The 21034-nt window shown below is 59.9% G+C and carries 15 protein-coding genes; 6 read left to right on the top strand and 9 right to left on the bottom strand.

What is annotated here, in order from left to right:
• Positions 1-21 precede the first annotated feature (21 nt).
• The 4 genes from L8H52_RS16665 to uvrD form a co-directional block, all read right to left on the bottom strand.
• Positions 22-429, bottom strand: coding sequence for an SMI1/KNR4 family protein (locus tag L8H52_RS16665; protein ID WP_008078852.1), 408 nt, complete (start codon positions 427-429; stop codon positions 22-24).
• Positions 430-567: 138 nt separating this feature from the next.
• Positions 568-1443, bottom strand: coding sequence for a Tim44 domain-containing protein (locus L8H52_RS16670; protein WP_242207886.1), 876 nt, complete (start codon positions 1441-1443; stop codon positions 568-570).
• Between the two features lie 177 nt (positions 1444-1620).
• Positions 1621-2061: an EamA family transporter gene (locus L8H52_RS16675; RefSeq protein WP_016984014.1), complete on the bottom strand. Its 441-nt coding sequence runs from the start codon at positions 2059-2061 to the stop codon at positions 1621-1623.
• Between the two features lie 141 nt (positions 2062-2202).
• Complete coding sequence (gene uvrD / locus L8H52_RS16680; protein WP_064389631.1) at positions 2203-4386, bottom strand: DNA helicase II; 2184 nt, start codon at positions 4384-4386, stop codon at positions 2203-2205.
• Between the two features lie 257 nt (positions 4387-4643).
• Here uvrD and L8H52_RS16685 point away from each other — a divergent pair, with 257 nt between their 5' ends.
• The 3 genes from L8H52_RS16685 to L8H52_RS16695 all read left to right on the top strand — a co-directional run bounded on the left by L8H52_RS16685 (position 4644) and on the right by L8H52_RS16695 (position 8950).
• Positions 4644-7514: a GGDEF domain-containing phosphodiesterase gene (locus L8H52_RS16685; protein WP_242207885.1), complete on the top strand. Its 2871-nt coding sequence runs from the start codon at positions 4644-4646 to the stop codon at positions 7512-7514.
• 127 nt (positions 7515-7641) lie between these two features.
• On the top strand, positions 7642-8508 hold the full coding sequence (gene hexR / locus L8H52_RS16690; protein WP_007912071.1) for a transcriptional regulator HexR: 867 nt from the start codon (positions 7642-7644) through the stop codon (positions 8506-8508).
• A gap of 238 nt (positions 8509-8746) precedes the next feature.
• On the top strand, positions 8747-8950 hold the full coding sequence (locus L8H52_RS16695) for a hypothetical protein (protein ID WP_194935733.1): 204 nt from the start codon (positions 8747-8749) through the stop codon (positions 8948-8950).
• On the opposite strand, the gene L8H52_RS16700 is transcribed toward L8H52_RS16695, so the two are convergent.
• Complete coding sequence (locus tag L8H52_RS16700; protein WP_242207884.1) at positions 8892-9854, bottom strand: LysR family transcriptional regulator; 963 nt, start codon at positions 9852-9854, stop codon at positions 8892-8894. The two genes, L8H52_RS16695 and L8H52_RS16700, sit on opposite strands and share 59 nt — an antisense overlap.
• A gap of 190 nt (positions 9855-10044) precedes the next feature.
• Between L8H52_RS16700 and L8H52_RS16705 the strand changes: the two genes are divergently transcribed.
• Together L8H52_RS16705 and oadA are read left to right on the top strand one after the other, a co-directional pair.
• Entirely contained in the window at positions 10045-11460 is a 1416-nt protein-coding gene (locus L8H52_RS16705; protein WP_025112637.1) for an acetyl-CoA carboxylase biotin carboxylase subunit, read from the top strand.
• 11 nt (positions 11461-11471) lie between these two features.
• Positions 11472-13280, top strand: coding sequence for a sodium-extruding oxaloacetate decarboxylase subunit alpha (gene oadA, locus L8H52_RS16710; protein ID WP_242207883.1), 1809 nt, complete (start codon positions 11472-11474; stop codon positions 13278-13280).
• Positions 13281-13478: 198 nt separating this feature from the next.
• On the opposite strand, the gene L8H52_RS16715 is transcribed toward oadA, so the two are convergent.
• Both L8H52_RS16715 and L8H52_RS16720 read right to left on the bottom strand, forming a co-directional pair.
• Complete coding sequence (locus L8H52_RS16715; RefSeq protein ID WP_242207882.1) at positions 13479-15650, bottom strand: autotransporter outer membrane beta-barrel domain-containing protein; 2172 nt, start codon at positions 15648-15650, stop codon at positions 13479-13481.
• 200 nt (positions 15651-15850) lie between these two features.
• Entirely contained in the window at positions 15851-18808 is a 2958-nt protein-coding gene (locus L8H52_RS16720) for an autotransporter outer membrane beta-barrel domain-containing protein (protein ID WP_242207881.1), read from the bottom strand.
• A gap of 243 nt (positions 18809-19051) precedes the next feature.
• Here L8H52_RS16720 and L8H52_RS16725 point away from each other — a divergent pair, with 243 nt between their 5' ends.
• Positions 19052-19330 carry a transcriptional regulator gene (locus L8H52_RS16725; protein ID WP_077575106.1) on the top strand — a complete coding sequence of 93 codons (279 nt, stop codon included), beginning with the start codon at positions 19052-19054 and terminating at the stop codon, positions 19328-19330.
• 32 nt (positions 19331-19362) lie between these two features.
• Here the strand turns inward: L8H52_RS16725 and L8H52_RS16730 are convergent, their stop codons facing one another.
• Together L8H52_RS16730 and L8H52_RS16735 are read right to left on the bottom strand one after the other, a co-directional pair.
• Positions 19363-20199, bottom strand: coding sequence for an amino acid ABC transporter permease (locus L8H52_RS16730; protein WP_242207880.1), 837 nt, complete (start codon positions 20197-20199; stop codon positions 19363-19365).
• Positions 20196-21017: an ABC transporter substrate-binding protein gene (locus tag L8H52_RS16735; protein ID WP_242207879.1), complete on the bottom strand. Its 822-nt coding sequence runs from the start codon at positions 21015-21017 to the stop codon at positions 20196-20198. The genes L8H52_RS16730 and L8H52_RS16735 overlap by 4 nt, the downstream gene beginning before the upstream one ends.
• Positions 21018-21034 lie beyond the last annotated feature (17 nt).

The following is a 21034-nucleotide window of genomic DNA, read 5'->3' on the forward strand; positions in this document are numbered from 1 at the left end:
ACCGTCGGGGCGGCTGACCGATCAGCTTTCCAGCCAGACGTCCCGCGCCCAGTGCCACACCGATTCCCAGGACTCTTCGGTGATCAGCTCTTCTTCGCCGGACCATAGCACCACGGTGCCGTCTTCTTCGACGCAGTAGTAGTTCTCACCGTCCTGGCAGATCGGGATCAGGTCACGCGGTACGCCGATGTCCCACGCATTGGCCGCGACGTCCGGCAAATAGGTGTGCGATTGCGGGTCGGTGACAGTCACCGGCTCGAGGCTGCCGTAAACCACGTCGCTGACGGTCAGCAAAAATTCTTTGAAGACGAACGGGATGTTGATGAAGAGTTCTTCTTCGACTTCCACCAGTTGGTCTTCGTCAGGCAACTCCAATGGAACCGGTACGGGTTCGTTGGCTTCGCGCAGTTGTTCGATGATTTCTTCCACGTCCGGGATCCTCTTGCTTGAATGGCGCGGTTTATATGGGCCGGTTTATACAGTAGCTCGCTATAGATGCAACCGCGAAATAGAAAACCCCAGCCGAGGCTGGGGTTTTTATTACCGCAAGTGAAGCGCGCGGGGGGATCAGCCGTTCTGGCGGATACCGGCAACCAGCCAAGGCTGGTTCTCGCCCTGCGGACGTTCCATGTTCCAGCTTTCGCTGAACACTTCGCCCTGATCGAAGCGCGAGGACTTCGACACACCGTTGAAAGTCAGGGTGGCGATGGTCTTGTCGGCACGGTCATCAACGCCATCCAGTTGAACCTGGAGATTGTCGATGTAGGTCGACTGGAACGCGTCGCCCAGATCCGCGCGCTCACGCTTGAGGAACTCGAGCATTTGCGGGGTCACGAACTCGGCGATCTTGTCCATTTCGTTGGCATCCCAGTGCTGCTGCAGCGACTGGAAGTGGCTACGTGCAGCGTCAAGGAAGTTCTGCTCGTTGAACCAGGCTGGTGCGTTGATCACCGGACGAGCGGCAGCAGGCGCAGCCGAACCACCGAAAATCGAACCCATGGCAGCAGGCTTCTGCTCGAACACTTCACGCTGCATCGGCGCGCCGGCCGGAGCGAATTGCTCCTGCTGCTTGCGTCGACGTGCGGCGATGAAGCGGAAGATCACGAACGCGATCACTGCCATGATCAGGATGTCGAAGATCTGCATGCCCTGGAAGCCGCCGCCCATGAACATGGATGCGAGCAGGCCACCGGCAGCGATGCCGGCCAGCGGGCCGAGCCATTTCGAAGCACCGCCGGCCTTGGCCGCAGCGCCCGCGGCACCGGCAGCACCAGCGGTCGCAGCCGCGCCGCCGACACCTGGAGAAGAAGGAGCCATCTGGCTGGTCTGGTGCGTCGGCGCAGCGCCGGCGCTTTTGCCACCACCAAAGCGCTTGGCGTTGGCGTCGAGGCTCATCGTCAGGCCGATGCACAACGCCATGGCGATGCTAAGAAAACGTTTCATAAAGGGAATTCCCGTTTGTGGAGACACGCGCGCCATGTTGCACAGCTGAAGTGTTACTGGCTAGCGAGAGAGTGTTTCGGGCTTTTGCCTGACAGGTTACGTTCAGCTCGGTCGGGGCAATAAGGCCATGTACTTTTGGCTGTAGGAAATCGGGACAGGTTCAGTGAGAAAACGCGCTTAGCGACGAAACGCCAGCATCACTACACCGGCAGTGATCAGGCCGATGCCGCCCCATTGGCGCAGGTCGAGTTTCTCACCCAGCAGAATCACGCCGAGCACCGCCACCAGTACCACGCTGAGTTTGTCCACCGGAGCGACCAGTGAGGCCGGGCCGACTTTCAATGCGCGGAAGTAGCACAGCCACGATGCGCCCGTGCCCAGACCGGACAACAGCAGGAACAGGTAGCTCTTGGCGGAGATCGATCCCAATGACTGATATTGGCCCGTTGCGTACAAAATCAAGGCCAGGCTGACCAGTACCACAATCGTACGCAGCAGAGTGGCGAAGTCGGAATTGACGTTTTCGATGCCGACTTTGGCGAAGATCGCCGTCAATGCGGCGAAAGTGGCCGAGAGCAAGGCCCAGAATGTCCAGGAAGAAAAGAAGCCTGAGCCCATGGAAATGTCCTTGTTCGATAATCCACCGCCAAACCCTGTGGGAGCGAGCCTGCTCGCGAACGCCGCACCGCGGTCTATCAGATCAACCGCGGTGATTTCATTCGCGAGCAGGCTCGCTCCCACAGAAAAGCGAAATCGGCGTCAGATCGCTTCCAGCTTGGCGTAACCGAGCATCAGCCATTTGCTGCCTTCGCTGAAGTTCACCTGCACCCGTGCCTGCGCACCGGCACCTTCGAAGTTGAGGATCACACCGTCACCAAAAATCGAATGCCGTACCGCCTGACCGAGGCTGAAACCCGTTTCCGGAATCTCGCTGCCGCTGAACAGGTTGCTGCCGCTCATCGACTGATTACCGCCGAATGGACGGCTGACACTGTTCGACAGGCGCACTTCCTGAATCAGGCCCTTCGGTACTTCGCGAACGAAACGCGAGACCTTGTTGTAGGTCTCGCTGCCGTACAGGCGTCGGGTTTCAGCATAGGTCATGACCAGATTCTGCATCGCCCGGGTGATGCCGACGTAGGCCAGGCGCCGTTCTTCCTCAAGACGCCCGGGTTCTTCCAGGCTCATCTTGTGCGGGAACAGGCCTTCTTCCATGCCCACGAGGAACACGTAGGGGAATTCCAGGCCTTTGGCGCTGTGCAGCGTCATCAACTGAATGCTGTCTTCGTGCTCGTCGGCCTGGGTGTCGCCGGCCTCCAGCGAAGCGTGGCCGAGGAATGCTGCCAGTGGCGTCAGTTCTTCGTCTTCTTCGGTGTTCTCGAAGTTGCGCGCGGCGCTGACCAGTTCCTCAAGGTTCTCTACCCGGGCCTGGCCTTTCTCGCCTTTTTCCGCTTCGTGATAGGCAATGAGGCCGGATTGCTCGATGACGGTTTGCGTCATCAGGTGCAGCGGCATTTCCATGCACTTGGCGGCGAGGTTCTCGATCAGCTCGATAAACGCACCCAGTGCACCGGCCGCGCGACCGGTCAGGCCTTTGTTGGCAACCAGTTGACGCATCGCTTCCCACATCGACACATCGCTGTGGCGCGCGTGATCACGGATGGCTTCGACGGTTTTTTCGCCGATGCCACGGGCGGGCACATTGATCACCCGTTCCAGCGCCGCATCGTTGCCGCGACCTTCGAGCAAGCGCAGGTAAGCCATGGCGTTTTTGATTTCCGCACGCTCGAAGAAGCGCTGACCACCGTAGATGCGGTACGGAATACGTTCACGCAGCAAAGCTTCTTCGAGAACGCGTGATTGGGCGTTGGAACGGTACAGAATCGCGATATCGCTGCGGGCCAAGCCGGTTTTCAGCGCGCTTTCGATGGTTTCGACAACGTAGCGTGCTTCGTCGTGTTCGTTGAACGCGGCGTACAGATTGATTGCTTCGCCGTCGCCGCCGTCGGTCCAGAGCTCTTTACCGAGGCGGCCGGTGTTGTTGGCAATCAGCGCGTTGGCGGCCTTGAGGATGCCGGCGGTGGAGCGGTAGTTCTGCTCCAGACGAATGGTCACCGAGTCGGCGAAGTCGGAAGAGTACTGATGAATGTTTTCGATCTTCGCGCCACGCCAGCCGTAAATCGACTGATCGTCGTCGCCGACCACCATCAGGCTGTCGCCGCCCTTGCCGAGCAAGCGCAACCAGGCGTACTGCACGGCGTTGGTGTCCTGGAATTCGTCCACCAGAATATGGCGGAAGCGCTTCTGGTAGTGCGCCAACAGGCCCGGATGATCGCGCCACAGGTCGAGGGCGCGCAGCAGCAGTTCGGAGAAATCGATGACGCCGGCCCGCAGGCACGCTGCCTCGTAGGCTTCGTAAATGCCGCGCATGGTCGCCAGGTACAAATCACCGCTGGCCTGAATGTGTTGCGGACGCAGGCCTTCGTCTTTCTGGCCGTTGATGAACCACTGCGCTTGACGCGCCGGCCAGCGTTGCTCGTCGAGACCGAGCTCGCGTATCACCCGCTTGACCAGCCGTTGCTGGTCGTCGCTGTCGAGAATCTGGAAGGTCTGGCTCAGGCCCGCTTCCTGCCAGTGCGCCCGCAGCAAGCGGTGCGCCAGGCCGTGGAAGGTGCCGACCCACATGCCCGCCGGGTTGATGCCCAGCAACTGCTCGATGCGGTGACGCATCTCGGCAGCGGCCTTGTTGGTGAAGGTCACCGACAGAATGGAGTGGGGCGAGGCGTTTTCGACCTGGATCAACCAGGCGATACGGTGCACCAGCACTCGGGTTTTACCGGAACCGGCGCCGGCCAGGACCAACTGACGGCCAACGGGGGCTGCTACGGCCTGGCGTTGGGCATCGTTGAGGGAATTCAGCAGAAGGGAGAGATCATCGCGCATCGGGGCATTCTAGGGTGCGCCGCAGGCCCGGGCAAACCGAGCTTTGCATTAGCCGATGAAACTCCTGCCGATGACGACCGGTCAGTCACTGGCTACAGGCATCGGCCCGCCGCGCTCCAAGGGTTTCGCGGGTGGCAAAGGGCGGAAAAGTTTCGCTGAAATTGTGATCTGGAGCAGTTTGGCAACGGGAGCTGCTTGTGTATGCTCCGTCCACGTTTCGGGCGCACGCCCTCCTTATAAGAACAAGAACGTTGCCCATGACCCTCAGCTCTGAACTGTCGGGCCCCTCTGTGGAACCCCGGGTTATCCGCAAGCACTATGCCGTCGAAATGTCGGTCGAGCGCACGCGTCTGCTGTATCAGGGCTCGTTGTTGCCCACGCTGTTCATGTTGATCAATGGTCTGGTCTGCGCCGCTTTGCTCTGGAGCCCGCAGCGTTACTTCGTGGTCAGCGTCTGGCTGGTGTGGTTGCTGTCGCTGGTGGCGCTGCGGGTGATTCAGGTCGCCGCGTTCGACTCGGCCATCCCGGACCGGCAGGCGCAACCGATCTGGCGGCGGATGTTTCTGCTCGGCTCGACCATGACCGGCCTGACACTGGCCGGTGCCGGCATCGCCCTGGTGCCTGCCGACAACTTCATGCAGCAGGCGTGGGTGTTCGGCCTGATTGGCGCCGCAACTCTGTCGGCTAGTGTCGCCTACGCGGTGAGCCTGCCGGCGTTTCTTTCCTTTACCTTGCCCTGTCTGTTGCCAGCGATCGGTTATCTGTTCTGGGGCGGTGATGAGCAGGCGCGCGGCTGGGGCTGGCTCGGGTTGATCCTGCTCGGCTCGCTGAGCGTGGTGGCGTGGCAGGTCAATCGGCTGATCGATCGCGGCTTGCTGCGGCGCTTCCAGAATCAGCACTTGATCGAACACCTGCAACAGACGCAATTGCGCAGCGAGCAGCTCAATCAGGAGTTGGCCAAGGAAATCGACCATCGGCGTTGTGCCGAGGGCAAGCTGCGTGAAGCTCAGGTCGAACTCGAAGACCGCGTTGCCCAGCGCAGCCGCGAGCTGGATGCAGCCAATCAGGCCCTGAGCAAAAGCGAAGCGCGGCTGGCGCTGGCGTTGAAAGCCAGTGAGTTGGGGCTGTGGGACTGGAACCTGCAAACCGACGAAGTCCACCACACACAGATTCAGGAACTGTTCGGCCTCGCTCCGGAATACGTCACGGCGCTCCTGCGCGACCTCAAGCCACGCCTGCATCCCGACGATGTGCCGACGCTGAAATACGCGTTGATCGAGCATTTGAAGGGCCGCACCGAGGACTACCAGATCGAATACCGCGTGCGTCACAGCGATGGTCATTGGGTCTGGATCGAGGATCGGGGCCGCGCGGTAGAGCGCAGCGACAGCGGGCGGGTAATCCGCATGGTCGGCACCCGTCGCGACATCAGCGCCAGCAAAAGCCTCGAAGAACAGCAACGTCTGGCGGCGACGGTGTTCGAAGCGGCCAGTGAAGGCATCGTGATTCTCGACCCGAATTACGCGCTGATCGCAATCAATCAGGCGTTCAGCCGGGTCACCGGTTACGACATCGAGGACATGCTCGGGCGCAACGTTGTCGAATTGCCGTGCAGCCGCGATGCGCGCCGCCATTACGTGGCGATCCGTCATGCACTGGAGCAGCACGGCAGTTGGCAGGGCGAACTGGTGGAAACGCGCAAGAACGGCGAACTGTATCCGCAGTGGCTGCAACTCAATGCGGTGCGTGATGGTCGGGGAAATGTCAGTCATATCGTCGGGTTCTTCGCCGATCTTTCAGCGCGGCGTGAATCCGAAGAGCGCATGCGATACCTGACCCATTACGACGAACTGACCGGTCTGGCCAACCGCTCGCTGTTCCGCGAACGCTTGCACGAAGCGCATCAGCGTTCGCGTCAGGGTCGACGCAGTCTGGCGTTGCTGCACATCAATCTGGATCGCTTCAAGCTGCTCAACGACAGCTTGGGCCATGAGATTGCCGACCAGTTGCTGCAGAAAATGGCGCGCCGCTTGGTCAACGCCTTGCCAGAAGCCGACACCATCGCGCGGTTGTCCGGTGATGAATTTGCGGTGCTGTTCGATGCCTACGGCAACCTGTCGAGTCTGGCCCGGGTGGCTACGCGGTTGTCGTCCAAACTACGCTTGCCGCTGACCGTGGAAGGGCATGAACTGGTGGTCAGCGCGTCGATGGGCATCAGCATGTTGCCGGACAATGCGCGGGAGATTTCTGCGCTGGTCAGCCAGTCGAACATGGCCATGCAACATGCCAAGCACTTGGGCGGCAACAATTTTCAGTTCTACACCGACAGCTTGCAGGCCAGCACCCTCGAGCGCTTGCAACTGGAAAACCAGTTGCGCAAAGCCATCGAAGAAAAGCAGCTGAAAGTGTTCTATCAGCCCAAGCTGTGCCTGCAAACCGGACGCTTGAATGCGGCGGAAGCGCTGGTGCGCTGGGATCATCCGAGCATGGGCCGGGTGCCGCCGGGGGATTTCATCGGGCTGGCGGAGGAAACCGGTTTGATCGGGCCAATCGGCGAATTCGTCCTGCGTCAGGCGTGCTGGCAGGCCTGCGAGTGGCAGCGCCAAGGGTTGGAGCCGATCCGCGTTTCGGTGAACCTGTCGGTGCATCAATTGCGCCAGGGCAAACTGGTCAGTCTGGTGCGGCAGGTGCTGGAAGAAACCGGTCTGGCGCCGCACTACCTCGAACTGGAACTGACTGAAAGCCAGTTGCTCGACAGCGTCGAACACATCATCGCGACCTTCCAGCAACTGCGCGATCTGGGGGTGAAACTGGCCATTGATGACTTTGGCACCGGCTATTCGTCGTTGAGTTACCTCAAGCGCATTCCGGTGGACTACGTGAAGATCGATCAGGCATTCATTCGTGGCCTGGGCGAAGGGAGCGAGGATGCGGCGATTACCCGCGCGATCATTGCCATGGCTCATGGGCTGTCACTGAAAGTAGTGGCTGAAGGCGTCGAGCGACAGGATCAGCTGGAGTTTTTACGCGCCGAGCGTTGCGATGAGGTGCAGGGCTATCTGATCAGCCGCCCGGTAGAAGCTGCCAGTCTGGCCGGGCTTTTGCGCGATCAGGAAAAACCGCTTTAAGGGCTACATGCACCTCATCGCGCCTGATATGGGGACATCGAGTTACGCATTGAGCAGGCAAAAAGCCAATTCATGTAGTATAACTACAAGCGTGCTACATCCTTGCCCATAAGAAGAGTCCAGCCCCTTGAATCTGCTGCAACACATCGCCCAGTCACGTCACCTGTTACGCAAGTCGGAGCTCAAGGTCGCCGACCACGTGCTGCTTGACCCTGCGGCGGTGATGCACAGTTCCATGGCCGATCTGGCCCACAGCGTCGGCATCAGTGAGCCGACCATCGTGCGCTTCTGTCGCGCCATCGGTTGCTCCGGTTTTCAGGATCTCAAACTCAAACTGGCGCAAAGTCTGGCTGCCGGTGCCAGCTTTGGCCAGTTCGCGATCCACGAAGACGATTCGGTTGCCGATTACAGCCTGAAGATTTTCGACACCACGTTGCACACCTTGATGGAGGTTCGCGAGAAGCTCGATCCGGTTGAGTTGCAGCGTGCCGTGACGCTGATGTCGCAGGCGCAGCGTGTCGAGTTCTACGGCTTCGGTGCCTCGGGCGCAGTGGCGGCGGATGCGCAGCACAAGTTCTTCCGTTTGCTGCTGACGGCAGCGGCGTATTCCGATCCGCACATGCAGGCGATGTCGGCGGTGACGCTGAAGCCGACCGATGTGGCGATCTGCATTTCCCAGTCCGGGCGCTCCAAGGATTTGCTGATCACCGCCAATCTGGTGCGTGAGAGCGGCGCTTCGTTGATTACCTTGTGCCCGAGCCAGACACCTCTGGCCGAATTGTCGACCGTCAATCTGGCGATCGATGTGCATGAAGACACCGAAATCTATACGCCGCTGACCTCGCGTATCGCACACCTGGTGGTGATCGATGTGCTGGCGATGGGCGTGGCCATGGCGCGCGGGCCGAGCCTGGTCAATCACCTCAAGAGCGTGAAGCGCAGTTTGCGCAGCTTGCGCTTGTCGCCAAAGGCTGCCAAAGCGCTGGATGACTGAAGCCAACTAAGGTCGTTCCGCCTTATTCGCGAGCAGACTCGCTCCCACAGGGGATCTTCGAGGTACACAAATTCTGTGTCACACCGAGATCAAATGTGGGAGCGAGCCTGCTCGCGAAGGCGTCCTCAAAAACATCACACCCCTGCGCAAGTTTCATCGCACTGTCATCCACACGCAGCCAAACCGTCATCCCCCACGCCTATCGTGAAACTCCCGTAATCGCCTTGGGAGACTCGAAATGGCTCAGCCCTACGAAGAACGCAACAGCGCCGCGAAAACCCGTCGTCAGCAGGAAGACCAGCGCCGCATGGAATTCCGTCGCGCTATCGAAGATCGCTTCGAACTCCGCCAGCTTCAGGCCGAAATCGGCGACTTTCCCGAGATCAATCACTGGCAGGCAGCACCTTCAGCTTCCCGTCGAAGCGCTCAACCAGCGCGCTGATCTGCACACGCTCGCTGCGGATAAACGCCAGGAAGGCGTGCGCCACCGGTGACAGGCGTTTCGCCTTGGCCTGCACCAGGCACCAGCTACGCAGCAGCGGCAGTTCTTCGATCGGCAGTTCCACCAGCCCGCCGGTCGCCAGCTCCAGGTTAAGGGCGTGGCGCGTCAACAGCGCCAGGCCCAGACCCGCCGCCACGCATTCGCGCTGAGCTTCGGCCGAGGCCACTTCCTGGGTCTGGGTGAAGTGCACGCGCTTCTCTTTGAAATACTCTTCGCAAGCCAGTCGTGTCCCCGAGCCGGGTTCGCGGATCAGCAGCGTGTAGGGTTCCAGATCCTGCAAACGCAGCGGGCCCATGTGCGCCAACGGGTGATCCGGGCGCGCCACGGCAACAATCGGGTTGTTCAGAAACGGCAGGAATTCCAGGCCCATGTCCTGCGGCACCATCGACATGATCACCAGGTCGTCGCGGTTGTCCGAAAGTCTGCGAATCACCTGGCCACGGTTGACCACGGTCAGTTGCAGATTCACTTCCGGGTGCTGGTGCTTGAATGCTGCGAACAAGTGCGGCACGAAATATTTTGCACTGGATTCTACCGCCAGTTTTAGCTGACCTTGCAGCGATCCCTGCATGTCCGACAGCTGCATATCGAGGTTTTCCAGGCGGCCAAAAATGTCTCGACTGGCACGCTGAAGTGCTTCGGCGGCTTCGGTCATGTAGAGTTTTTTGCCGACATAATCGAATAATGGCTGGCCGATTAGCTCCTCGAGCTGACGAATCTGTAGGCTGACGGCCGGTTGTGTGAGAGACATTTCCTCGGCTGCACGGCTGTAAGAGCGTAAATCGCATACCTCGTTGAAGATCTGCAATTGACGCAATGTCATACGCATCAAGGACTTACGCATTTTATACAGGCTCTGACGGCTGGCGGATGTTTCAACTATAAGTCTTTACTTATGACTGACCCAATTTTTATTCATTTTTGTTAATCCCTCATGAGCGCTAGTGTGGACCTGCGACCAAATTGAAACATTTGGTCACGCGTCGACCTGGGTCTAGCAGGTCGTGGTGCCACCGGCTCAAGGGAACCTCCAAGTGATAACAAAGATCCTGATCGCCAACCGTGGTGAGATTGCCGTACGAATCGTGCGAGCCTGCGCTGAAATGGGCATTCGCTCGGTTGCGATTTTTTCCGACGCCGACCGTCATGCGTTGCATGTGAAGCGTGCGGATGAGGCCCACAGCATCGGTGCCGAGCCACTGGCCGGTTACCTGAACCCGCGCAAGCTGGTGAACCTTGCAGTTGAAACCGGCTGCGATGCACTGCATCCCGGTTACGGTTTCCTCTCGGAAAACGCTGAACTGGCTGACATCTGCGCCGAGCGCGGGATCAAATTCATTGGCCCGTCGGCAGAAGTCATCCGCCGCATGGGCGACAAGACCGAAGCGCGCCGCAGCATGATCAAGGCTGGCGTACCGGTGACGCCGGGCACCGAAGGCAACGTAGCGGACATCGAAGAAGCCTTGGCCGAGGGCGACCGCATCGGTTACCCGGTGATGCTCAAAGCCACTTCCGGTGGTGGCGGTCGCGGTATCCGTCGCTGCAACAGCCGCGAAGAACTCGAACAGAATTTCCCTCGGGTGATTTCCGAAGCGACCAAGGCCTTCGGTTCTGCCGAAGTGTTCCTGGAAAAATGCATCGTCAATCCCAAGCACATCGAAGCGCAGATTCTCGGCGACAGCTTCGGCAACGTCGTGCACCTGTTCGAGCGTGATTGCTCGATCCAGCGCCGCAATCAGAAACTCATCGAAATCGCCCCGAGCCCGCAATTGACCCCGGAACAGCGCGCCTACATCGGCGACCTGTCGGTGCGTGCGGCCAAGGCTGTCGGTTACGAGAACGCCGGTACTGTGGAGTTTCTGCTCGCCGAGGGCGAGGTGTACTTCATGGAGATGAACACCCGGGTGCAGGTGGAACACACCATCACCGAAGAAATCACCGGGATCGACATCGTCCGCGAGCAGATTCGCATCGCCTCCGGCCTGCCGTTGTCGGTGAAGCAGGAAGACATTCAGCACCGTGGTTTCGCGTTGCAGTTCCGCATCAACGCCGAAGACCCGAAGAACAACTTCCTGCCGAGCTTCGGCAAGATCACCCGTTATTACGCCCCCGGCGGCCCGGGTGTGCGCACCGACACAGCGATCTACACCGGCTACACCATTCCGCCGTTCTACGACTCGATGTGCCTGAAGCTGGTGGTCTGGGCACTGACCTGGGAAGAGGCGATGGACCGTGGCCTGCGTGCGCTGGACGACATGCGCCTGCAAGGCGTGAAGACCACCGCCGCGTACTACCAGGAAATCCTGCGCAACCCGGAATTCCGTAGCGGCCAGTTCAATACCAGCTTCGTTGAAAGCCACCCTGAACTGACCAACTACTCGATCAAGCGCAAACCCGAAGAGCTGGCCCTGGCCATCGCCGCCGCCATCGCCGCCCACGCAGGCCTGTGAGGAATACAACAATGTCCAAGAAGATCTTCGTTACCGATACCATCCTGCGCGACGCTCACCAATCGCTGCTCGCCACCCGCATGCGCACCGAAGACATGTTGCCGATCTGCGACAAGCTCGACAAAGTCGGCTACTGGTCGCTGGAATGCTGGGGCGGCGCGACGTTCGACGCCTGCGTCCGCTTCCTGAAGGAAGATCCGTGGGAGCGTCTGCGCCAACTGCGCGCGGCACTGCCTAACACGCGTCTGCAAATGCTCCTGCGCGGCCAGAACCTGTTGGGCTATCGCCACTACAGCGACGACGTGGTCAAAGCCTTCGTCGCCAAAGCTGCGGTCAATGGCATCGACGTGTTCCGCATCTTCGACGCGATGAACGACGTGCGGAACCTGCGCGTGGCCATCGAAGCGGTGAAAGCGGCCGGCAAACATGCCCAGGGCACCATCGCTTACACCACCAGCCCGGTGCATACGATCGATGCGTTTGTTGCACAAGCCAAGCAAATGGAAGCCATGGGTTGCGACTCGGTGGCGATCAAGGACATGGCCGGTCTGCTGACCCCGTACGCCACCGGCGAACTGGTTCGCGCACTGAAAGCCGAGCAGTCGCTGCCAGTGTTTATCCACTCGCACGATACTGCCGGTCTGGCGACCATGTGCCAGCTCAAGGCAATCGAAAACGGTGCCGATCACATCGACACCGCGATCTCCAGCTTCGCATCGGGTACCAGCCACCCGGGCACCGAGTCGATGGTCGCTGCGCTCAAGGGCACCGAGTTCGACACCGGTCTGAACCTCGAGTTGCTGCAAGAGATAGGTCTGTACTTCTACGCCGTGCGCAAGAAGTACCACCAGTTCGAAAGCGAATTCACCGCCGTCGACACCCGTGTGCAAGTCAACCAGGTGCCGGGCGGGATGATCTCCAACCTCGCCAACCAGTTGAAAGAGCAGGGCGCGCTGAACCGCATGGCCGAAGTGCTGGCGGAAATCCCGCGTGTACGTGAAGACCTTGGCTTCCCGCCACTGGTGACTCCGACTTCGCAGATCGTCGGCACCCAGGCTTTCTTCAACGTGCTGGCCGGCGAGCGCTACAAGACCATCACCAACGAAGTGAAGCTCTACTTGCAAGGCGGCTACGGCAAGGCGCCGGGCGTGGTCAACGAGAAGCTGCGTCGTCAGGCGATCGGCAGCGAAGAAGTTATCGATGTGCGTCCGGCGGACCTGCTCAAGCCGGAAATGACCAAGCTGCGTGCCGATATCGGCGCACTGGCCAAGTCCGAAGAAGACGTACTGACCTTCGCCATGTTCCCGGACATCGGTCGCAAGTTCCTCGAAGAGCGTGCCGCTGGCACCCTCACGCCGGAAGTGCTGCTGCCGATCCCAGAGGCTGGCAGCGTTGCTTCGGCGGGCGGCGAAGGCGTACCGACCGAGTTCGTCATCGATGTGCACGGTGAAACCTACCGCGTCGACATCACCGGTGTTGGCGTCAAGTCTGAAGGCAAGCGTCACTTCTACCTGTCCATCGACGGCATGCCGGAAGAGGTGGTGTTCGAGCCGCTCAACGAATTCGTCAGTGGTGGCAGCAGCAAGCGCAAGCAAGCGTCGGCGCCGGGCCACGTCAGCACCACCATGCCGGGCAACATCGTCGATGTGCTGGTCAAGGAGGGCGACACCGTCAAGGCGGGCCAGGCTGTGCTGATCACCGAAGCGATGAAGATGGAAACCGAAGTCCAGGCTGCGATTGCCGGCAAGGTCACCGCGATTCATGTGGCCAAGGGTGATCGGGTCAATCCGGGTGAAATCCTGATCGAGATCGAAGGCTGAGATAACGGCCGCGATACAACGCTTTAAACCTCGGGGGGGCATGTGCTCCCCTTTTTTTTCATGCGGAATTTGTCTGCATCACATGAGACCTATGTGGGAGCGAGCCTGCTCGCGAAGAGGAGTGTCAGTCGATATTTTTTCAACTGACAGATCGCATTCGCGAGCAGGCTCGCTCCCACAGTGACGATGTTCAGGCCGTTAGAACGCCATGCGCCATTGGCCCATCACGCCGTGAGTGCGGCTGTCAGTGGCTATTTCTCCGGTGAGACCCACGCCGACTGTGTGATTGGCTGAAAGGCCCAGATCGAGGCCGGCATCCACCGACAGGCTGTTGCGATCCAGCGCTGCACCGGCAACCTCAAAGCGTTTGCCACCCTTGAGCAGTTGCTGGCGGGTGTCGCTTTCAATCTCGCCAAAGGTATGTTTCCAGCCGGCACTGAAGCGCGGCGTCAACGTCATGCCGTTATCCAGTCGATTGATTTTTGCCGTGCGCAGGCCGAAGGTGCTGCTGAGGTTGTCGCGGGTTTGCCCAAAGACTTTCAGCGCCGCATCCCCACCTTTTTCGCTGTAGCTGTCGCGCTGGTAGCGCTGATAGCCGAGGCTGGCAAACGGTTCGAGCGTGGCGTTGTGGCGGCCGACATTGACCGCCAGTTCGGCAAAGGCTTGCTGGGTATTGGCGTCGTAATTGCCCTTGAGTCGATCGCTGAAGCCGTTGAAGGCCACCCGACGTTTGCTGTCGCCGTCATGGCTGGCGTATGTCGCCCCGAGACGCAGTGAGAATGGTCCGTCCTGGCGCACGGCGTAGGCACCGAGGTGCCAGCTGTCGAGGTCGCCATCGTATTGCCGAGCGTCCAGTCTGGTCTGCGATTTACCGCCGATCAGGCCGATATGCCATTGCTCATCGAGCCGCCAGTCGGCGCCCATGACCAGACCCTGGGTCGCGTGTTTGAGGGTGCTGTCGAACTCGCGATCGACCTTGCCGCCATGGCCGAGCGCCTGAATCCATACCCGACCGGAATCGGCCGCGGCGGTCGCCTGACGCGGCGAGTTGCCGGATCTGTAAGCAGAGCCGTAACGGCTATTCAGTTGTTGCATGGCCGAGAGCATGCTCGCGCTCACGGGGGTGATACTGCTCAGCGTGGCTTTGGCGAGGTTGGCGTTGCTGCCGGCGGCGAGTTGTTCGAGGGCGACAGGTGCGGTGGTTTTGTCGCTGGTCAGAAGCGCGGCGACTGCTGCGTTTGCAGGTTTTATTGGCGCAGGTGCGGGCTGTTCGGCGGACTCGTTAACTTGCGCAGTAAGAGGTTTCTCCTGTAGTGGCGATGGGATGGACTCTGCAACGGAAGTCAACGCTGAGGTCGGAACTGGAACCGCTGCGGACGCAATCAATGGCGTTGGAGTTGAAGCCGTGGAAGGCGCAGGCGCTTGTGGTTCGACAATGCTTTCGCCAGCGGCGCGAGCGTTGTCTGTCGTGGCAGCGCCCGCAAGTGGCTCACCGTTACGGGCGTAAGTCAGTCCGACGGATTTTTTGTTGTATTGAGGTGTGGCTGTCATGAAGGCGAGGTTGTTAAGGACCTTACCGAATTCACCTTCGACATTGCTGGCTTCGATGATTTTGTACTGTTTGCTTTGCGGATATTCTCCCGGAGCGGCAATGACATTCAGAGTGGCGCCTTCCAGCCTGGCGGTGCCATCGACTTTGATCGTTTGACTGCCATCGGGAGTGACCTCGTAAGCCAGTTCGGCGGTTGGAGACAGGCGCAAATTTCCTTTCACTCGCGGACTGCCTAGCGCTCCATTGACGGTAAGCAGGCCGTCGACCTCCAAGCCTCCCACCGCACCTTTACCTGCAAAGCTGCCACCCCTCGCGACATAGACGTCGCCCTTGATGCTTCCCAAGTTGGTCAGAGCGGTACCACTGTTCACCAGCACACCTTCCTTGAAGTCTCCCTTGGAACTCGACGTCCAGGCTCCTCGAGCGAGAAATAGACCGTTGAAGTTACGTGTGTCTTTCAACTCTCCGCCTTCAGCGGCATTCAAAAAGAGGACGTTATCCCCCTCGCCACCATCCAGCAGGCCCGTAAAGCTTGCGCCGTCCGTGAGCGTGATCAGATCGTTTACAGCGGTACCTTTAAAAGTTTTTTCAGGGGTTTCAAAAGCGATGGGCACCGTACTTGGGGCAGTGAGAAATGCCCTGAGTCGTTCAAGCGCCATTTCTTTATGGCTGGTTTCGGACGATTCTGCAGCATCCATTATTGCGGGTGAATCAGCGACTTCAGAGGGTTGCTGAGCGTTGGCAAACGCTACGCAACCCAGTGCCAGCGAAATGGCCAAAGCCAAGTGTTTTGGTTTGAATATGTGTTGAGTGGGCATCGGGTTGGGCCTCTCTTTGGAAGAAGACCCAACTCTATTGATGCACCCCAAAATCCGATGTCGGCTGCTTCCCGCACGCTTGCAGGCGACGTCGGATCATTTTGTAGAAAATGACCCTCAGATCCGCAACCAAGCCTTTTACTCGGCTGCAGCGGTCCTTTTTCCTACAGCCAATCAAGACCCCGCCGGCTGTTCAACCCTCAAAAACTCATCTGCCACTGCCCGATCAGCCCGTGGTTGCGGCTGTTGCTGCCGATCTCGCCGCTGTATCCCACACCCAATGTATGCCGCGCCGAGATCCCTACATCCAGCCCGGCTTCCAGCACCAGACTGTCGCGATCCAGCGAGCTGCCATCGACACTGAACGCCGTGCCGCCGGTCACAAACGCCTGACGCGTCGAGCTGCTGACATCGCCGTAAGTGTGTTTCCAGCCAGCGGCCATGCGTGGGGTCACGCTCATGCCGTTGTCCAGGCTGCTCAAGTGCGCCAGGCGCAGGCCGAAGGTGCTGCTGAAGTTGTCCTGGATCTGGCCGTCGACTTGCAGCGCGGCGGCGCCACCTTTTTCCTTGTAGCTGTCGCGGTGGTAGCGCTGATAGCCGAGGCTGGCGAATGGCTCGGCGCTGAGCCGGCCGCTGCCCATGGCGTAGCCGAGTTCGGCGAAGGCTTGCTGGCTGTCGGCGTCGTAATCGCCTTTCGGACGGTCGCTGAAACCATTGAAGGCGATGGTGCGTTTGCTTTCACCTTGATGACCGCTGTACGCCGCGCCGAGGCGCACGGCGATCGGACCATTCTGATGCAGCGCATAAACCCCGGCGTGCCAGCTCTCGACGTTGCCGTCGACGCCGGTCGCGTCCAGATCGGTTTTCGAATAGCCACCGAGTACACCCAGGCGCCACGCCGGATTTAGAGCCCAGTCGGCGCCCAGCACGCTGCCCTTGGTGCGTTGTTCAAGGCCACTGCTGCCATGCTCGCCATCGAGCTTGCCGTAGCCGCCGATGCCTTGCAGCCAGAGCCGCCCGCGCGCGTTCGGATCATTCAGATTGCGCGTCTCGGAGGGCACGCCATTGGCCGCCAGCACGGGTGTGTCGCGCTGATCGAGACCGACCATCAGTCCCGGGCTGCCGGCCATTTGCTGCATGGCCGAGAGCATGCTGCTGCCAACCTGGCTGCTGGCGCCGAGGGTGGCGCTGGTCAGGTTGGCGTTGCTGGCACCGGCCAGTTGCTCGATGGCCGCACCGGCGCTGTTTTGGGTGGTGTTGAGCAAGGCGTTGTACAGAGCGTTGTTTTTGCCGATCGAGGCCAGGCTGTTGGCGGCGTTTGTACCATTGCCGGTCGCGGCGAACGCATTGAAGGCCACGTCATTGCGGGTGTAGGTCAGGTCGACCTGGGTGGGCGTGTAGGCGAGGGTCGGCGTCAGAAACGCATAGTCGCTGCTGATCTTGCCAAAGGTGCCGTTGACCTGCGCCGCCTGCAGCACGGTGTAATGGCTCTGCCACGGGTACGTGCCGCTGCCGGGATTCACCGCGAGGGTTGCGCCGTTGAGATTGGCGATGCCGCCGACCTGTACCGGCGCGCTGCTGCCGTCGGCGTTGACGCCGTAGGCGAGGGTGGCGGCGCTGCCCATGTTCAAATCGCGAACGATGGTTGCGCGACCGAGGCTGGTGTCGGTGCGCAATGTGCCGTTGACGTTGAGGCTGCCCACCGAACCGCCACCGGCATACACACCGCCGGCGTCAACGCTCAGGTTACCGGCGATGCTGCCTTGGTTGAGCAGTGTCGCGCCGTTGCGCACTGCGCCGCCATCGCTGAAATCGTCATGGCCGGTCAGCGTCCAGGCTCCTTGCTTGACCTCCAGCCATTCGAAGTTGCGACTGGCGCCGAAGCTGCCACCGGCCGCGTCATCCATCACCACCCGGTCATAACCGCTGCCGCCGTCGACAACACCGACGAAGCGACTGCCATTGCGCAAGGTCAGGCTGTCATTGCCGCCACCCAGGTCCAGCGCCAGGCCATTGCTGCCACTGATCGTACCGCCGTTGTTGACGCTGTCGGCGAACTCGCCGACGAATTTCACGCCGAACCCGTTGAGGCCTTGAATGGTGCCGAAGTTTTCCAGTGTAGTCGCCGCCAGCCCCGAACCGCCGCTGCCATCGTCGACCAGAATGGCACTGTCGGCGCCGCTGATCAAAGCGCTGTTGGCGTTGAGAATGTAGCCACCACCGAGGGCGATACCTTCGCTGCCATTGGCGAAACCGCCCTTGTCCACACCGCCGGCACCGATGCCCTGGATGGTCCCGTAGTTTTCTATGTGGGCGATCTTGTCGATGTCCACGCCATCGCCATCACCGTTCGCTTGCAAGCCTGAGTAAGCGCCTGTGATGGTGCCGTGGTTGATCACCGTGCCATCGCCGTCGGAACCGAACCCGGAACCATTGCGGCCAGTGACCTGCCCGTAGTTGAGCAGCGTCGCGCCAAGGTCGGTAGTGATGCCATGCCGGCCGCCGGAAATCACTCCATAGTTGGTCACGCTGACACCACTTGCGGAATCGATGTCGATGCCGTCGAACTTCTCGTCGGCATTGTGCGAATCGCCGGTGGAGATCTCGCCGTAGTTTGTAATCGTCGCGTTGGCACCGGTCTTCATGCCGTCGCTGGCGTCGCCGCGAATCAGCCCGCCGGCACGGTTGATGATGGTGGTTTTCACCCCGTCGCTGCGCAGCGCATCGAGGTCCAGACCTTGGCCCGTGGTTGAGCGAATCACGCCGCTGTTGTCGATCAACAGGCTGCCACTGACGAAGTTGCTGTCGATGCGCAAGGCGTCGTTGGCGCCGAGAATCTGCCCGCCGCTGCGGTTGTAGATTGTGTAGTTGCGCGCCTGGGTCAGGTCGCCGCTGCTGTCGATGGCCCGGCCGCCGCTGGAAACGATTTTGCCGGCGTTGTCGATCACCACACCGGCACCGCTGGTGCTGTCTTTCAGGCTCACGGTCTTGCCGCTATTGGTGATGCTGCCCGGCGCAGAAATCGTCAACGTGTCGCTGCCACCCAACGTTTGCGCTGCAGTGGTGGCGGTGTCGATCTGCACGGTTTTGCCGTGGGCTGTCGTGGCAGCGATCAACAGGGCAATGGCGAGGGACAGACGCTGGGGCGGGAACGGCATGAGTGGACGGCCTTCTTGTTATAAGCGGGCCGTCCTGTATAGCGAAGGGTTTTTACAGAATGATGTCGATGGCTGATCTGCATTGTTTTGCATTCAGACTTCGCTTATCAGGGGTAGATCTGCATTTTGTTGCAGATTTTGGCGTTCTATCAGGCTTTGAATTCACTACATTGCATCCGGCATCAATGAAGGCTCTGTTGAAATGCATTTAAAAGTAGAGGAAATGAAAGCGTGGGATCTGCAATGAGCCTGACGGTAGCTGAGCGCATGGCGCTCATCGAAAGCATCCAGGAAGCGCTGGCCGACGGGACATTAGAAATCAGCGAAGCCGTCCGCCGTTTACGAGTGGAGGTGACAGGGCTGCATCAAATCCAATTCGCTAAGATGTGCAAAATTTCGGTCCGCACGTTGATACACATAGAGCACGCTGAGGGCAATCAGACGTTGAGGTCGTTGGACTCAATATTCCGATTGTTTGGCCTGAAAATGGGCGTTGTGCGGGTACGCCGAGAGACCAATTGAAACCCGACGCAGCCCGCAATGTGCCGATCGCCCTAGCTCCGTCGCACGTAAGCCTTGCCGTAGTGCCGCTCCATGCGCGCCTGAATCAACTCCAGGCCAATCGACATCAGCCAGTAAATGATCGCCGCCGTCGTCAGCATTTCGATGTAGCGGTAGCTTGAGCGCCCGTATGACTGGGCGAGAAACATCACTTCCCAGACGCCCATCACCGAAATCAGCGACGAGTCCTTGAGCATCGAGATGAACTGGTTCGTCGTGGGCGGGATGATCGTGCGCATGGCTTGCGGCAGGGTGATGCGCCAGAAAATCACTGTCTCGCGCATACCCAGTGCCAGCGAAGCTTCGCGTTGGCCGTGGTCGACCCCGAGGATGCCGGCGCGAAAGATCTCGCTGAGATAGGCGCCGTAGTTCAACGACAGGGCAATGATCCCCGCGACGATGGCGCCAGGCACGATGCCCAGTTGCGGCAAGCCCAGGTAGATCAGCAGGATCTGGATGAGCAGTGGCGTGCCGCGAAAGAACGAGGTGTAAAAACTGGCGATGCCGAACGCTACTGCGCTTTTCGAAAGACGTGCCAATGCGGTGATGAAACCCAGCAGGGACGAGGCGACAATCGAGCAGGCACAGAGGAAAAGCGTCAGCGCCGCGCCTTGCAAAAAGCCATTGGGCGCCAGGTGCAGGCCGACCAGGTTGGGCAGTTTGTCGAGGATGATCGAGAACTTCAGGTCGAAGCTCAGGAAGAACCCGGCGAACAGGCAGAACAGCGCTGCCCATGTCAGGTACAGCCGCGTACGAAAACCGAACAAGCGTTGCAGGCGAGTTTCAGCCACCGATTGCGGTGGCTGGGGAGGTGTCGGGAAAGAAGTCATTGGCTGATATCAGCGCCGATCCATTTTTGCGACAGCTGGCTCAGGGTGCCGTCCTGTTTCAGTTGCGCGAACACCTCACGCACTTTGGCATCCCATTGCGCGTCACCCTTTTCGATGGCCACCGAATTCGGCTCCGAATACAGCGCCGGACCCGCCAGTTTGAAGCGTTTGTCTTCGTTCAGGCGTGGCTGCGCGGTGACGAGGTTGGTGAGGATGGCATCCAGGCGCACGCCAGCGCCCAGCCCCAAATCCTGGAAGGCGACGTTGTCGGTATCGTACGGAGCGATCTGCACATCGTCGAACGGGTACTGCAACTGCGTGTCTTCGGCACCTTCGATGACAAGGTTCTTGTTCAGATAGCTTTCGTAACTGGACGCGCTGGTGAGGCCGACTTTTTTGCCACTCAAGTCCTTGGCAGCGTGAATCCGCTCATCCTTGGCGTTGACTACGATCACTGCGGGCGAGGCGTAGTACTCGACCGGGAAATCGAACACTTCGGCGCGGGCCTTGCTCGGCGTCATCGAGCAGATGCAGATATCGTAGCGCCCGCTCCAGCGGCCGGCCGCAATCACGTCCCACGACGGCGTTTCGAGCCGCAACTTGACGCCTAACTTGTCAGCCACCGCTTTGGCGACATCAACGTCGAAGCCGTCGAGTTGGTTCTGGTCATTGAGAAACGAGAACGGTGGATAGCTTTCCATCAGCACGCCGACCAGTTCTTTCTTTTGCTCGATACGGTCCAGTGTCGTGCCAGCAATGGCTTGCGTGGAGGCGGCCAGAATCATCAGGCCCAGGGCCTGTAGCGGTTGAAATTTCACAGTCGATCCCTGAGCAA

The sequence above is a fragment of the Pseudomonas sp. CROZ-RG-20F-R04-15 genome (assembly GCF_022662375.1).
Lineage (GTDB): Bacteria > Pseudomonadota > Gammaproteobacteria > Pseudomonadales > Pseudomonadaceae > Aquipseudomonas.

What these genes read in the sequence shown, in the direction of transcription:
- L8H52_RS16670 (WP_242207886.1), bottom strand. Translation starts at nt 1,443, where the DNA reads ATGAAACGTTTTCTTAGCATCGCCATGGCGTTGTGCATCGGCCTGACG.
- L8H52_RS16675 (WP_016984014.1), bottom strand. Translation starts at nt 2,061, where the DNA reads ATGGGCTCAGGCTTCTTTTCTTCCTGGACATTCTGGGCCTTGCTCTCG.
- uvrD (WP_064389631.1), bottom strand. Translation starts at nt 4,386, where the DNA reads ATGCGCGATGATCTCTCCCTTCTGCTGAATTCCCTCAACGATGCCCAA.
- L8H52_RS16685 (WP_242207885.1), top strand. Translation starts at nt 4,644, where the DNA reads ATGACCCTCAGCTCTGAACTGTCGGGCCCCTCTGTGGAACCCCGGGTT.
- L8H52_RS16695 (WP_194935733.1), top strand. Translation starts at nt 8,747, where the DNA reads ATGGCTCAGCCCTACGAAGAACGCAACAGCGCCGCGAAAACCCGTCGT.
- L8H52_RS16700 (WP_242207884.1), bottom strand. Translation starts at nt 9,854, where the DNA reads ATGCGTAAGTCCTTGATGCGTATGACATTGCGTCAATTGCAGATCTTC.
- oadA (WP_242207883.1), top strand. Translation starts at nt 11,472, where the DNA reads ATGTCCAAGAAGATCTTCGTTACCGATACCATCCTGCGCGACGCTCAC.
- L8H52_RS16715 (WP_242207882.1), bottom strand. Translation starts at nt 15,650, where the DNA reads ATGCCCACTCAACACATATTCAAACCAAAACACTTGGCTTTGGCCATT.
- L8H52_RS16720 (WP_242207881.1), bottom strand. Translation starts at nt 18,808, where the DNA reads ATGCCGTTCCCGCCCCAGCGTCTGTCCCTCGCCATTGCCCTGTTGATC.
- L8H52_RS16725 (WP_077575106.1), top strand. Translation starts at nt 19,052, where the DNA reads ATGAGCCTGACGGTAGCTGAGCGCATGGCGCTCATCGAAAGCATCCAG.
- L8H52_RS16730 (WP_242207880.1), bottom strand. Translation starts at nt 20,199, where the DNA reads ATGACTTCTTTCCCGACACCTCCCCAGCCACCGCAATCGGTGGCTGAA.